The organism is Gluconobacter sp. NFX36 (assembly GCF_049887835.1).
Lineage (GTDB): Bacteria > Pseudomonadota > Alphaproteobacteria > Acetobacterales > Acetobacteraceae > Gluconobacter > Gluconobacter japonicus_A.
Genome location: NZ_JAGEKJ010000007.1, coordinates 52,794 through 66,389 on the forward strand (window position 1 = coordinate 52,794; position 13,596 = coordinate 66,389).

Genomic DNA, 13,596 nt, shown 5'->3' on the forward strand with positions numbered 1-13,596 from the left:
ACAATGCTTTCCCTGCTCTGAAAATCGTTCCTTTCTACGTCGCCTTTGAAAGGGTGAGTGTCATGTCAGGAAGTATAAGGAACCGTAAGCGGATCTGACGAAACTCCCGTTGCTGAAGCACGCTGTTACAGGCGGACGGACAGGGGCGCAGATTTGTGACGGCACGACTTTCACCAGAGCAGAAACAGGCCAGACGCGCAGGGCTTCACTATGTTGACCGGACTGAGCCGGGGATTACGCGCAAACGTGCTGGCAAAGGATTTGCTTATTATGATCCTGCTGGGGCGCGTATTGCCGATCAGGACGTCATTAACCGTTTGAAACGCCTTGGTATTCCGCCGGCCTATCGGGATGTGTGGATCTGTACGGACCCTGAGGGGCATCTGCAGGCCGTGGGCACGGATGCGCGCGGACGGTTGCAGTATCGTTATCATCCCAAATGGCGCGAAACGCGGGATCTTGCGAAGTTTGATCGGATGCTCGTGTTCAGCGAGAAGCTTCCTGCGGTACGGGCGCAGGTTGCCAAGGATCTGGCGCGAAAGACGCTGGATCGGGACCGCGTTCTGGCTGCGATTGTCTTCATCATGGAACGGACGATGGCGCGGATTGGCAATGACCGGTATGCGCGTGAGAACAAGAGCTATGGCCTGACAACGCTTCGTCATCGGCATGTGGATGTCAGTGGAAAGCACGTCACGTTTGACTTCCGCGCCAAGCACGGCATCGAGCAACATCTGGATCTGTCTGATACGCGTCTGGCGCGACTTGTCTCCCGACTGGAAGATCTGCCGGGGCAACGTCTGTTTCAGTATCTGGACGAAGATGGCGCGCGCCATGAAGTTCATTCGCAGGACGTGAATGGTTACCTTCAGACGATTACAGGCGAAGATATTACGGCCAAGGATTTTCGGACCTGGGCTGCCACGCAGCTCGCAGCCGTTACACTCTGTGCGTTCAGTGATTACGATACGAAGGCAAAAGCCAAGAAACAGGTTGTCGAGGCTGTGAAATCCGTGGCTGCCCGGCTAGGGAATACGCCTGCGGTCTGCCGGAAAAGCTATATCAACCCCTGTGTGGTGGATGGCCATCTGGACGGAACTCTTCGGGCGGCGTTCCAGAAGCGGGCGCAGGATGTTCTGGAAACGCCGGAACATGGGTTGTCTGCCGAGGAAGCAGCGGTGACCGGCTTTCTGGCGAACCGACTGCCGTATCTTCACAATAATGGCGCTGTAAAACCCTGAACAGCGATATGTTGAAATCTGTCGATTGAAACTCTGCTTGTTACAGAAGCTTCTGTGTCTGACAGTGAGTGGTAAATGCGGACCGGGATGGATGGTCAGGCAGGCGGCGGAAAGTCAGGGCAGGATGGAGCAGGGCATATGAATTCACTCGGGCTTTTTGCATTACTGATGGTGGGCGCGACGTGTTTCGGTGTGCTGAACGAGCGCCTGCTCAAACTGCCTATGACAATCGGTATCCTGCTGATTTCCATGGTCATCTCGATGTTGGTCATGCTGATCAACCCGCTGATTCCCGGCTATGACCTTCAGCATATTCCCCGTTCGCTGCTCGGGCAGGTCAATCTGCCCGAGACTTTTCTTGAAGGGGCACTGTCCTTCCTGCTGTTTGCAGGTGCCATGCAGGTTAATCTGGGACTTCTGCTTGCCCGCGGGAAAGCCGTGGCAGCGCTTGCGATTTTTGGGACGGTTCTGGCGGTCGCTCTTCTTGCCGGGGCGGCGTGGTTTGTTTTTCCGCTTCTGGGTATGCAGGTGCCATTCAGTTGGTGTGTTGTGCTGGGGGCAATTCTCGCCCCCACGGACCCGGTTTCCGTTGTTGGGATGTTGCGTCGGCTGGGGTTGCCGGACTCATTACAGGCCGTTTTCGCGGGTGAAAGCCTGTTCAATGACGGTGTGGGGGTTGTCATTTTTGGTACGGTGATCGGTGTCGCGACGGGAGAGGCCCAGAGTGTCGCCATGACCGATTTCGTTGTGCGGTTTCTGATCGAGGCCGTTGGAGGGGGGCTGCTGGGCGGTGTGTCTGGCTGGGTTGCGCTGAAGATCATCCGTGGCGTCAAGGATATGCAGATTGATCTTCTGGCCTCGCTTGCGCTTGCGACGGGGACATACAGTCTCGCCAGTGCCTTGCACATGTCAGGACCGATTGCCGTCGTGGTGGCAGGGATGTGGCTGGCGACGGATGCCGGAAAGCGGGCCATCCCAGAACATTCCCGTCAGGAACTGGTGACGTTCTGGGGGCTGATTGATGAAATTCTGAACGCGCTTCTGTTTCTGTTGATCGGGTTCGAACTTCTTGAAATCACGCCGCATCTTCCGACGCTGGTGGCAACCCTTCTCATCATTCCCCTTTCGGTCGTGGTGAGGGGGCTAAGCGTTTTTCTGTCCACCATGCCTGTCCATTTGCGGAAGGGGGAGCGTGGGAAAGCTCTCGGTGTTTTGACCTGGGGTGGGCTGAGAGGGGGAATTTCCGTCGCGCTGGCTCTGGGGCTGCCTCCCGGGGGCCTTCGCGAGACACTCCTGCCGGTGTGTTATGGCGTGGTGGTCTTTACAATCATTGTGCAGGGGCTGACGATGGAGAGGGTAGTCAATCGGCTTTATCCGAAGAGTACCAGTTGATAATGGCCTGCCGGTCCGATCTGGCAGAGGATGAATGGACTGGCGGGAGCAGGACAGAATGATGACAGTAAAATATGCAATGGGCTTCATGCTGGTGGCAGGAAGCCTGTTTTGCGCAGCGGAAAGCGCTTCCGCCGCATCTGGTTTCCCCGGTCAGAAGGGATGCTGGACAGCGCTCCCCGGTGAAGACGAGCGCCCGGATGTGACGTGTCGCAGCTTTACGGAAGACCTGCTTCGGAGCCTTCAGAACGCAACCCCCGCACAGGTGACGCAGATTCTTGGTGTGCCCGGAAAGGACCATAAGGCCAGCTACTTCCAGAGCGCCAACAAGAATCCTGGTGCCTACAACGGATATATCGAACTGAAATATACCGCAGGCCGTGTCTCCGATCTGTCCGCCGTCATGACGCAGGTGACGCCCAACGGAATGGCGAGCGACGAAAAGGACTATCAGTGGGGCGTTGGAAAAGCTGGGTGTTCAGATTTTCCGGGGTCAAAAAAGGCCTGTGATACGTCTCAGTAATCTTCTGGCTTAATCCCTGAGATCCAGCGCCAGAAGGTGCTGGTTGCAGGTGATGAACAGGCGGCGGTTGTCAGAGCCGCCGAATGTGCAGTTGGTCGGGGTATAGGGGAGTCGGATGAAGCCGAGAGGGCATCCTGAACTGTCCAGAATATGAATTCCGGTCTCTGACGTCGTCCAGATCCAGCCACGTTGATCCACGGCCAATCCATCGGGAATACCGTGTTCAACGCTGTAAAAAGGGCGCTCTTCGGAAAGAGTACCGTTTTCCGCGACGGTAAAAGCCTGAATGGCGTGAGTGGCTCCGCCAATCGCCCGCGACGTATCCGAGGCATACAATGTATGGCCGTCGGGTGAAAAAGCCAGACCATTTGGCTGATCCAGATCCGCCATGCGGGTCAGCGTGGCACTTGGCCGATGGTATCGGTACACGCTCCGATGAGGCAGTTCGGGGTCTGCGATGTACCCTTCGCGGGGGGACGTGATGCCGAAAACGGGGTCTGTAAACCAGAGTGTATCGTGCGGTCCTGCAACGATGTCATTGGGCGCATTCAGCCTTCCACCCTGATAATGCGTGATGAGAGGCAGGGCCTCTTTTCCGGGGTGGGAAACACTGATGCACCGGCGGCCATGCTCACAATGAGCCATTGTTCCATCAGGGAGCAGGGCATTGCCACTGATGAACCATGTCGGATCAAGAACTGTGTGGACATGACCGTCCGGATGCCATGCCATCAATCGACGGGAAATGACATCTGACCAGATCAACCGGTTTCCTTCGACGTCCCAAACAGGGCCTTCACCATGTGTCATTCCTTCATGCAGCAGAAGAAGCGGCGTATCGAAGTCCAGTACGGCGGCCAGAAGGGGATCATTGATCCTCAGGCCGGGCATGATACCCAGAATTTTTGGTGCTCCAGCGCGCCGCAGGAATGTACCGATAAGCACATTCTTCACAGGTAGACTCTTTCCTTTGCACTCGACCCGGGATGAGACACAGAGTCTCCGGCCTGTCTCCTGAGATCGTAGTTAAGGGCCTGAGTGTGTTCTGTTGTGCGGAGTGTGAACGTCATGGAGCGCTGGTGGTTCAGGTTGGATACATTTTGCACCCTTCCGGCGCATTTTGACGCAGAAATTTACCAAGTTCCCTGAATGTCGAGGCGCGTGGGTCTGAGGCACGCCAGACAAGACCGATCGTCCGGCAGGCCTCGGGTTCGGAGAGGGGACGGACGGTGATGAGGCTCTCGAAATCCATTCTGTTTCGGAGAGCCAGTCTGGGGATCAGAGAGAAGCCTTCACCCGCGCCAATCATGTGCCAGAGCATCTCGAGGCTGGTGGCCAGTCGAGGCTCACGTTGACGGGGAACGGTCGGGCAGATGGAGAGTGCCTGATCGCGCAGGCAGTGTCCGTCCTCCAAGAGCAGAAGGTCAGGGCGACCAAGCTGTTTCAGAGAGATTTTGTTTTTGCCAGCAAGTTCATGGGTCGCAGGGAAGACACCCAGAAATGCCTCTTCGAAGATTGGAATGGTTTCCAGCGCTTCCGAAGGGGCAGGGAGCGCCATCAGGGCCAGATCCAGCTCGTTATTTCGCAGAGCATGAACAAGCGTGTCAGTCATGCCTTCCATGAGGCGAAGATGCAGGTTGGGATAGTCGTTCCGCAAATGCGGGAGGATGCCCGGAATGTAATACGGTCCGAGCGTCGGGATGACACCGAGCCGCAAAATACCATCCAGCGGGCTGGTATGTGCCCTTGCAGCTTCCAGCAGATTGCGTGCGGCTGCCAGAACGTCGCGGCCGAGTGCAATGAGTCGTTCCCCGTCGGGGGTTGGCGCGACGTGACGGCGCGACCGTTCGAACAATGTGACGTCAAGAAGCTGTTCGAGCTTCCGGACCTGTTCGGACAGCCCCGCCTGACTTACGCCGCAGCGTTCGGCAGCGCGGGAAAAATTGCGGAGGTCGTCCACCGCCACGACATATTCGATGTCTCGCAGGGAGAGGCCGGAAAGGGGAACATAGCTCATGGAATTATAGATAGGATCGAACTTAAAAATATGGAAGTGCGGTTTTACCTGTTAAAAAATTCAAAGGTTCATCTGTGCGTGGAAGACACACCGAAGTACGAGGCGTATAAGGTTCGACACATTGTCCAGAGAAAGGATCAAGAACCATGTCCCAGCGCGTAGCTCTTGTGACCGGTGGTTCCCGCGGTATCGGTGCCGCAATCGCACTTCGTCTTGCCGCAGACGGCTATGATGTTGCCATTTCCTATGCAAGCAACGAGGCGGCTGCCGCTGCCGTTGTCAGCCAGATCGAGGCCAAGGGTCGTAAGGCCGTGGCCATCAAGGCTCATGGTGGAACGGAAGGGAATATTGCTGTTGTCGCCAAGGCTGTTGAGACGTTTGGTCGTCTGGATGCCCTGGTTTGTAACGCCGGTATTTATCCGTATGGCCCGATTGATCAGATGAGCGTTGAGCAGATCGACAAGGTTCTGAATCTCAATGTGCGCGCCGTTATGGTTGAGACCATGGAAGCCGTGAAGCATATGGGGCAGGGTGGTCGCCTGATTTATATTGGCTCTGCGTTCGGTGCTCGTGCGCCTTTCCCGGGAATTTCCCTGTACGCAGCAACGAAGGCTGCTCTGGAAGGTTTTGCGAAGGGCGTTGCGCGTGACGTGGGGCCGAAGGGCATCACCTGCAATGTTGTAGAACCGGGCCCGATCGACACGGATCTTAATCCCGCCGATGGCGAAGGTGCTGCACTGATCCGCAGCTTCACGGCGACGGAGTCTTACGGCAAGGTAGCGGATATTGCTGATTTTGTTGGGTTTCTCGCTAGTCCGGCTGCGTCCTACATCACCGGCGCGTCTCTGCCGGTCGATGGTGGCCTGACCGCCTGATCGCAAAATCCATTCGGGTCATCCTGTTTTCTCGGCTTGTTATCAGATCGCCTTCGCAACATCCTGTCAGCTGGTCAGGCTGAGTGTGCTGGCAGGATGAGAAGGAAAACAGGATGACGTTCGGGCGCAGGGCCTTTCTGGCAAATACGACGCTTTTTGCGGGGACTTTCGCACTTGGCGCCCGAGCAGCGGCAATGCCGTCTCCCGGTAGTGATGATCTGACGGCGTTCATTTACGCCATGCCGAAAGCCGAAATGCATGTGCATCTTGAAGGCACGCTGGAACCGGAAATGAAATTCCGGTTCGCTCGCCGGAACGGAGTGACGCTCCCTTATAAAACCGTGGAAGAGATGCGGGACAGCTACAACTTCCACGATCTCCAGAGCTTTTTAAAAGTTTTCTATGAAGGCAAAAGTGTTCTGCTCAAGGAGCAGGATTTCTATGAGCTGGCCTATGCCTATCTGACGAAGGCAGCATCCCAGAACGTTCTGTACACTGAGATGTTCTTTGACCCGCAGATGCATACGGATCGTGGCATTGCTTTTTCGACGGTCATGACTGGCCTGACCCGCGCGCAGGCAGATGCTCGAAAGAACCTGAAAATCGACTCTCAGCTTGTGCTCTGTTTCGAGCGGGAACTGAGTGCTGAATCCGCCATGAAGACGCTGGAAACTGCGCTTCCGTACCGCCAGCATATTGTGGGGATTGGGTTGGATTCAGATGAGAAGAACAATCCGCCTGACAAGTTCCGGGAGGTCTTTGCCCGGGCGAGGAAGGAAGGCTTCCACCTGACGATGCACTGCGATCTGAATCAGCTCGATACGCATGAGCACATCCGCCAGGTTCTGGAAGACATTCAGGCAGACCGGATCGATCACGGCGGCAATATTCTGGAACGCCCCGATCTTGTCGCCATTGCCAAACGCCGGGGAACGGCTTTCACGGTCTGTCCTGTTGCGTGTGGGTGGCTGCGGGAAAATGGCGAGAATATCAACATCATCCGCGGGATGCTGGATTGTGGTCTGAAGGTAACGGTAGCGTCCGATGATCCGGCTTACATGAAGGGTAACTACGTCGCAGAAAGCCTTGTGGTGGCGCAGGGGGATGCAAACCTGAGCAAGCAGGATCTGTTGACGTTGGCGCGCAACAGTTTTGAAGCGTCCTGGATCGGTTCGGCTCAACGGAAAACCTACCTTGCAAAGCTTGAGGCTTTTCAGCGGCAATGGGCTTGAAGGTCTGGCCAGCGGCTCTGATATGAGATAGGCAATTGTGATGAGGGTTTGATCTGTATTCGGTCTGACCGATCAATCATATTGACAGGAACTGTTTCCTGTCCCTCTCATTCTGTGGGACATAGGTTCCGCAACACAACACGAGCGACAAAGCAGGAGACCTTCTGATGGTTCGCATCAATTCGCCGCTGGCACCGTTTTCGACCGACGCATTCCGCGACGGCAAGTTCCTGACCGTCACGGACGCAGACGTCCGCGGCAAGTGGTCCGTTTTCTTCTTCTACCCGGCTGATTTCACGTTTGTCTGCCCGACCGAGCTGGAAGACCTCGCTGACAACCAGGCTGCTTTCGACAAGCTGGGCGTTGAACTCTACGCTGTCTCCACGGACAAGCATTTCACGCACAAGGCCTGGCACGACACGTCTCCGGCAATCGGTAAGATCAAGTACACGATGCTTGGCGACCCGACAGGCACGATCTCCCGCAACTTCGGTGTTCTGATCGAAGAAGCTGGTCTGGCTGACCGTGGGACGTTCCTGCTCGATCCGGAAGGCAAGGTTCAGTACATCGAGATCACGGCTGGTGGCGTTGGCCGCTCCGCGACAGAACTGCTCGCCAAGATTGAGGCTGCGCAGTACGTCGCAAGCCACCCGGGTGAAGTCTGCCCGGCCAAGTGGAAGGAAGGCAGCGCAACGCTGAAGCCGTCCCTCGACCTAGTCGGCAAGATCTGATCCTGCCCGGTGAGGCGTGACAGCCTCACCATCCTCCTGCCTCTCTTTGAGAGGCAGGATTTAACAAGAATTTTTTCTTACAAAACCGCTGGAGAAAAACGATGCTTCAGGACGACCTGAAAACCCAGATGCGCGCCTATATGGAGTACCTGCGGAGCGACGTCGTGCTCGAAGCCACGCTTGGCTCTGACGACCGCTCTGCTGAAGTGCGCGGATTGCTGGAAGATATTGCCAGCCTGTCAGACAAGGTGACGTTTTCCGATGCGGGAACGGCATCGCGCCGCCCCTCCTTTGTGATCCGTCGTGCCGGTTCCGTGGAGGAGGTGACGTTTGCCGGCCTGCCCATGGGGCATGAGTTTACATCTCTGGTTCTGGGCCTGCTTCAGGTCAGTGGGCATCCGCCCAAGATTGAGGCTGATCTTGTTGAACAGATCAAGGCGCTGGATGGGGACTTCCATTTCGAGACGTATTTCTCCCAGTCCTGCCAGAACTGCCCGGATGTTGTGCAGGCTCTGAACGCCATGAGCGTTCTGAACCCGAAGATCCATCACACGGCTATTGATGGCGCGGATTTCCCGGAAGAAGTTGAGCGTTTGGGTATTCGTTCCGTGCCACAGGTGTACCTGAACGGGGAGCCGTTTGCGTCGGGCCGTATGGAGGTCGCGGATATTCTCGCCAAACTGGATGCCTCTTCCGTTGAGCGCGCGGCTGCAAAGCTGAAGGATGTGGCACCGTTTGATGTGCTTGTGCTGGGTGCTGGTCCTGCTGGTGCATCGGCTGCCATCTATGCCGCGCGTAAAGGCCTGCGGACGGGACTTGTGGCTGATCGTTTTGGTGGTCAGGTCATGGATACGGCGGGTATCGAGAACTTCATTTCCGTGAAGGAGACGGAAGGTCCGCAGTTGGCCGGGGCGCTGGAAGCCCATGTGCGGCAGTATGATGTGCAGATCATTGCGTCTCAGAAGGCAGCCAAGCTGGTTCCGACAACGCAGCTGGGCGGCTTGCACGAGATTGTTCTGGAAAGCGGAGCGACCCTGCGGTCCAAGACGATTATTCTGGCTACAGGCGCGCGCTGGCGTCAGCTTGGCGTCCCTGGGGAGGAAGAATATCGCACGAAGGGCGTGGCCTATTGCCCGCATTGCGATGGTCCGTTCTACAAGGGGCGTCCGGTTGTCGTGACTGGCGGTGGTAATAGCGGCGTGGAAGCTGCGATTGATCTGGCCAACATCGTGTCTCACGTCACGCTTCTGCAGCGTGGGGCGCATCTGAAGGCGGACAAGGTTTTGCAGGACAAGCTGCTGAGCCTGCCGAACGTCACAGTTCTGATGAGCGCGCTCACCACGAAGATCGAGGGAGATGGCAAGGAAGTGACTGGCCTGACCTACAGTGATGCGGATGGTGGACTGCACCATATCAAAACGGATGGTGTTTTCGTGCAGATCGGATTGCTGCCGAATACGGACTGGTTGAAGGGTTCTCTGGACCTCAGCCCCTATGGCGAAATCGTCATCGACGATCATTGCGCGACGTCCGTGCCGGGAATCTTTGCTGCTGGTGATGCGACGACAGTGCCTTACAAGCAGATCGTGATTGCGATGGGCGAAGGGGCTAAGGCGTCTCTGTCAGCCTTTGATTATCTGATCCGCATGCCAGTTGTTCAAAAGGAAGTAGAGCTGGCCTGATCGGGGATTGGGGAGCGGAAGAAGCGGGTGTATGATCTGGTTATGCATCCCTATCTGCTCCCCCTTCTAGCATTTGCCGCCACGGCGGCGATTTTCACCATTACGCCAGGTCTCGATACGGCCATGACACTGCGAACTGCTACCACATCCGGCTGGAAAGCCGGTTTGGGGGCTGTTCTGGGGATATGTCTTGGTCTCGCTGTCTGGGGGCTGGGCGCGGCGTTCGGTCTGACTGCTCTACTTGCAGCGTCTGAAACGGCGTTTACGGCCGTGAAATGGGCCGGCGCGCTCTATCTGGGATGGATGGGCCTCAAGTTGCTGCTCCATCCACGCACGTCCCTTGCCCATGAGCAGGAAGAAGCGGCTGCCGAACAGCCGACGAACCGGCCCGAAATCGGGGTTGCGTTCCGTCGTGGCCTGCTGAGCAATTTGCTCAACCCGAAAGTCGGCGTGTTTTACATGACATTTATGCCGCAGTTCATTCCCCCGCATGTGAATATTCAGGAGTTTTCCCTGCTCCTCACGGCTATTCAGGCCGTACTGTCCTTTGCATGGCTCGGGCTTCTTGTCGCGTTGACCATTCCGCTGGGGCGGTTTTTGTCCAGCCCTGTTGTGGTGCGGCGGATGGATCGTCTGACAGGTGGCGTTTTTCTGATGTTCAGCCTGAAACTGGCTTTGGCACGACGGGCCTGAGAGGGCTCGATCTCCTGCGTGGGTTCGGGCAAAGTGAGAGGGCAGTTTTCGGCAACAGGGGGAAGCTGCCTCTCGAGAATGCCTGTTGTTCAGAAGGAGCCTGATGATGAGTGCAAAATTTGAGCTGTATAAGGATACGGCTGGCGAATACCGTTTTCGCCTGAAAGCAGCCAATGGCGAAATTATTCTCTCAGGCGAGGGGTACGTCCAGAAAGCCAGTGCTCTGAACGGCATTGCTTCCGTACAGAAACATGCGGCTGAAGACCGTTTCTATGAGCGCAAAACGGCTTCAAGCGGGAAGCCTTTCTTCAATCTGAAAGCTTCGAACGGGCAAATTATCGGGAATAGTCAGCTTTATGGCAGTGAGAGCGCCAGAGAGGCTGGGATCCAGTCCGTTACAAAGAACGCCCCGGTCGCCCCAACGGTTGATCTGACCCACTGACGAGTAAAGTAGGTTTCAATATAAAAAGCCCCTCGGATGAGTGTTCCGAGGGGCTTTTGCCATCAGGCTGCTGCCATGCCGCGCAGAACATAAGGCAGGATACCACCGTGGCGGTAGTAATCCGCCTCGTCCACGGTATCGACACGGCAGAGCAGGGGAACCTGCTGCTGGCTGCCATCCTGACGGGTAATGGTCATGATCAGCGTCTTATGGGGCGTCAGGTCGTTGATGCCGGCAATGCTGATTGTTTCTGTACCATCCAGCCCGAGGGTTTTACGGGTTGTGCCGTCCTCAAACGTCAGGGGTAAAACACCCATGCCGACGAGGTTTGAGCGGTGAATACGCTCAAAGCTTTCCGCAACCACTGCTTTAACGCCGAGCAGGCGTGTGCCTTTGGCGGCCCAGTCTCGGGAGGAGCCCATGCCGTATTCCTTGCCACCAAAGACGACGAGTGGTGTGCCTTCTTCAGCATAACGGGTCGCGGCATCGTAGATGGACATCAGGGTGCCGTCGGGCTGATGGCGTGTCATGCCGCCCTCGGTTCCGGGGGCCATCTCGTTGCGGATACGGATGTTGGCGAATGTGCCTCGAACCATCACACGATCATTGCCACGGCGGGAGCCATAAGAGTTGAAATCTCTGACCGAAACCTGATGTTCCTGAAGGTACTCACCAGCCGGGGAAGACGCGGCGATGGAGCCTGCCGGGGAGATATGGTCCGTGGTGATGTTGTCACCGAGCAGAGCCAGAACGCGGGCGCCGGAAATATCCGTCGGGTTCTGGGGATCGGCCTTCAGGTCCGTGAAGTAGGGCGGGTCCTGCACATAGGTCGAACCGGGCTGCCACTTGAAGGTTGCGGACTCGCTGGCTGATCCGAGCGCCTGCCATTCCGGCGTGCCTTCGGTGATGCGGCTGTAGCGATCGACGAAGGCTTCGCGCGTGACGGCCGTTCCGACCAGTTCCGCGACTTCATGATTGGACGGCCAGATGTCCTTCAGATGTACGGGTGTTCCGTCCGGTGCATGTCCCAGAACGGCCGTCGTAATGTCCTGACGCATGGTGCCCAGCAGAGCATAAGCGACCACAAGCGGAGGGCTGGCGAGGTAATTTGCGCGGACGTTTGGTGAGATGCGCCCTTCGAAATTGCGGTTGCCCGAGAGAACGGACGTTGCAACCAGATTGTGGCCTTCAATTGCATCAACCAGCGGCTGGTCCAGCGGGCCGGAATTGCCGATGCAGGTTGTGCAGCCATAGCCTACGGTCTCGAAACCGAGCGCGTCCAGATCAGCGGACAGGCCAGCACGATCCAGATAATCCGTCACGACCTGAGAGCCGGGAGCGAGGGAGGTTTTGACCCAGGGCTTGGGCTTGAGGCCAAGTGCACGCGCTTTCCGGGCGACTAGACCAGCCGCCACGAGAACAGCGGGATTGGATGTGTTGGTGCAGGACGTGATGGCCGCAATGACGACCGAGCCATGTTCCAGCGCGTAATCCGTTCCCGCGACCGGAGCGGTGACGATGGTATTTTCCGGTTTGACGCCGAGCGTCTCTGTCAGAGCTTTCTCGAAAGCCTCGGAGGCCGAGCGCAGTTCTACGCGGTCCTGCGGGCGCTTGGGGCCTGCAAGAGATGGCGTGACAGTGCTGAGATCCAGCGAAAGCGTGGAAGAGAAGACTGGTTCTGGCGTGGAAGCGTCGCGGAACATGCCCTGAGCCCGCAGATAGGCTTCGACAAGCGCAATACGGTGTTCGTCACGGCCGGTCTGACGCAGGTAATCCAGTGCCAGCGCATCGACAGGGAAGAAGCCACAGGTTGCGCCGTATTCCGGGGCCATGTTGGCGATGGTTGCGCGGTCTGCAACGGGCAGGTGATCCAGCGCAGGACCATAGAACTCGACAAATTTTCCGACAACGCCCTTGGCGCGGAGCATCTGCGTGATGGTCAGGACAAGGTCTGTGGCCGTCGTGCCTTCCGGGAGTTTGCCGTCCAGGCGGAAGCCGACGACATCCGGGATGAGCATGGAAATCGGCTGGCCAAGCATTGCGGCTTCGGCTTCAATACCCCCGACGCCCCAGCCCAGAACACCCAGACCATTGACCATGGTGGTGTGGGAATCCGTGCCATACAGCGTGTCTGGATAAGCGTAGGTCACGCCGTCGATCGTGCTGGTCCAGACAACCTGAGACAGGTATTCCAGATTGACCTGATGGCAGATGCCCGCACCAGGCGGCACAACGCGGAACTGGTCAAATGCCTGCTGCCCCCAGCGTAGGAACGCATAACGCTCGCCATTTCGCTCGAATTCCAGCGATACGTTTTGCTGAAGCGCATCTGCCCGGCCTGCGACATCGACCATAACGGAATGGTCAATCACGAGGTCAACCGGGACAAGCGGGTTGACCTTCCGCGGGTCTCCGTTGAGGGACAGGATACCGTCGCGCATGGCGGCCAGATCGACAACAGCCGGAACACCCGTGAAATCCTGCATCAGAATGCGGGATGGCTTGAACGGCACCTCCTGCGTCGAGCCGACATAACGCAGCCAGTCTGCGATGGCCTGTGCATCTTCCACCTTGTAGCTCGTGCCATCTGTAAAACGCAGGACGTTCTCAAGCAGAACCTTGAGGCTGACGGGAAGACGGGAAATATCCCCGATCTTCTCCGCGGCCACGGGAAGGGAGAAATAGCGATAGGTCTGTCCGTCAACGGACAGGTCGCGCTGGCTGCCCAGAAGATCGCGTCCAACCTGTTTCATGATGTTTGTGTTCCC

General features: G+C 57.1%; 12 protein-coding genes. 9 read left to right on the forward strand and 3 right to left on the reverse strand.

Going from position 1 to position 13,596, the window contains the following annotated elements; all coding sequences use genetic code 11:
- The first annotated feature begins 155 nt into the window (after positions 1 to 155).
- The 3 genes from J4P41_RS08860 (at position 156) to J4P41_RS08870 (ending at position 3,156) form a co-directional block, all read left to right on the forward strand.
- Positions 156 to 1,241, forward strand: coding sequence for a DNA topoisomerase IB (locus J4P41_RS08860; protein WP_415514443.1), 1,086 nt, complete (start codon positions 156 to 158; stop codon positions 1,239 to 1,241).
- Positions 1,242 to 1,379: 138 nt separating this feature from the next.
- Positions 1,380 to 2,633 (forward strand): cation:proton antiporter, encoded by a 1,254-nt coding sequence (locus J4P41_RS08865; RefSeq protein WP_426066827.1) that lies wholly within the window; start codon positions 1,380 to 1,382, stop codon positions 2,631 to 2,633.
- Positions 2,634 to 2,691: 58 nt separating this feature from the next.
- Positions 2,692 to 3,156 carry a hypothetical protein gene (locus tag J4P41_RS08870; RefSeq protein WP_231875861.1) on the forward strand — a complete coding sequence of 155 codons (465 nt, stop codon included), beginning with the start codon at positions 2,692 to 2,694 and terminating at the stop codon, positions 3,154 to 3,156.
- A gap of 9 nt (positions 3,157 to 3,165) precedes the next feature.
- On the opposite strand, the gene J4P41_RS08875 is transcribed toward J4P41_RS08870, so the two are convergent.
- The gene (locus J4P41_RS08875; protein WP_426066828.1) at positions 3,166 to 4,110 is read right to left on the reverse strand and encodes an SMP-30/gluconolactonase/LRE family protein; all 945 of its coding nucleotides are present in this window, start codon (positions 4,108 to 4,110) and stop codon (positions 3,166 to 3,168) included.
- A 130-nt stretch (positions 4,111 to 4,240) separates the two neighbouring features.
- Positions 4,241 to 5,173 carry a hydrogen peroxide-inducible genes activator gene (locus tag J4P41_RS08880; RefSeq protein WP_426066829.1) on the reverse strand — a complete coding sequence of 311 codons (933 nt, stop codon included), beginning with the start codon at positions 5,171 to 5,173 and terminating at the stop codon, positions 4,241 to 4,243.
- A 146-nt stretch (positions 5,174 to 5,319) separates the two neighbouring features.
- On the opposite strand from J4P41_RS08880, the gene J4P41_RS08885 reads away from it, so the two are divergent.
- The 6 genes from J4P41_RS08885 to J4P41_RS08910 all read left to right on the forward strand — a co-directional run bounded on the left by J4P41_RS08885 (position 5,320) and on the right by J4P41_RS08910 (position 10,828).
- A complete protein-coding gene (locus J4P41_RS08885) occupies positions 5,320 to 6,048 on the forward strand; it encodes an SDR family oxidoreductase (RefSeq protein WP_426066830.1) in 729 nt (242 codons plus the stop codon).
- Between the two features lie 113 nt (positions 6,049 to 6,161).
- Positions 6,162 to 7,280: an adenosine deaminase gene (gene add, locus J4P41_RS08890; protein ID WP_426066831.1), complete on the forward strand. Its 1,119-nt coding sequence runs from the start codon at positions 6,162 to 6,164 to the stop codon at positions 7,278 to 7,280.
- 167 nt (positions 7,281 to 7,447) lie between these two features.
- Positions 7,448 to 8,011 carry an alkyl hydroperoxide reductase subunit C gene (gene ahpC, locus J4P41_RS08895; protein WP_023943720.1) on the forward strand — a complete coding sequence of 188 codons (564 nt, stop codon included), beginning with the start codon at positions 7,448 to 7,450 and terminating at the stop codon, positions 8,009 to 8,011.
- Positions 8,012 to 8,112: 101 nt separating this feature from the next.
- Positions 8,113 to 9,693 carry an alkyl hydroperoxide reductase subunit F gene (ahpF, locus tag J4P41_RS08900; RefSeq protein ID WP_010504226.1) on the forward strand — a complete coding sequence of 527 codons (1,581 nt, stop codon included), beginning with the start codon at positions 8,113 to 8,115 and terminating at the stop codon, positions 9,691 to 9,693.
- 27 nt (positions 9,694 to 9,720) lie between these two features.
- Positions 9,721 to 10,386 carry a LysE family translocator gene (locus J4P41_RS08905; protein ID WP_426066832.1) on the forward strand — a complete coding sequence of 222 codons (666 nt, stop codon included), beginning with the start codon at positions 9,721 to 9,723 and terminating at the stop codon, positions 10,384 to 10,386.
- Positions 10,387 to 10,492: 106 nt separating this feature from the next.
- Positions 10,493 to 10,828, forward strand: coding sequence for a YegP family protein (locus J4P41_RS08910; protein WP_010504230.1), 336 nt, complete (start codon positions 10,493 to 10,495; stop codon positions 10,826 to 10,828).
- Between the two features lie 62 nt (positions 10,829 to 10,890).
- Here J4P41_RS08910 and acnA read toward each other — a convergent pair whose 3' ends face one another.
- On the reverse strand, positions 10,891 to 13,581 hold the full coding sequence (gene acnA, locus J4P41_RS08915; RefSeq protein WP_426066833.1) for an aconitate hydratase AcnA: 2,691 nt from the start codon (positions 13,579 to 13,581) through the stop codon (positions 10,891 to 10,893).
- Positions 13,582 to 13,596: the final 15 nt, after the last annotated feature.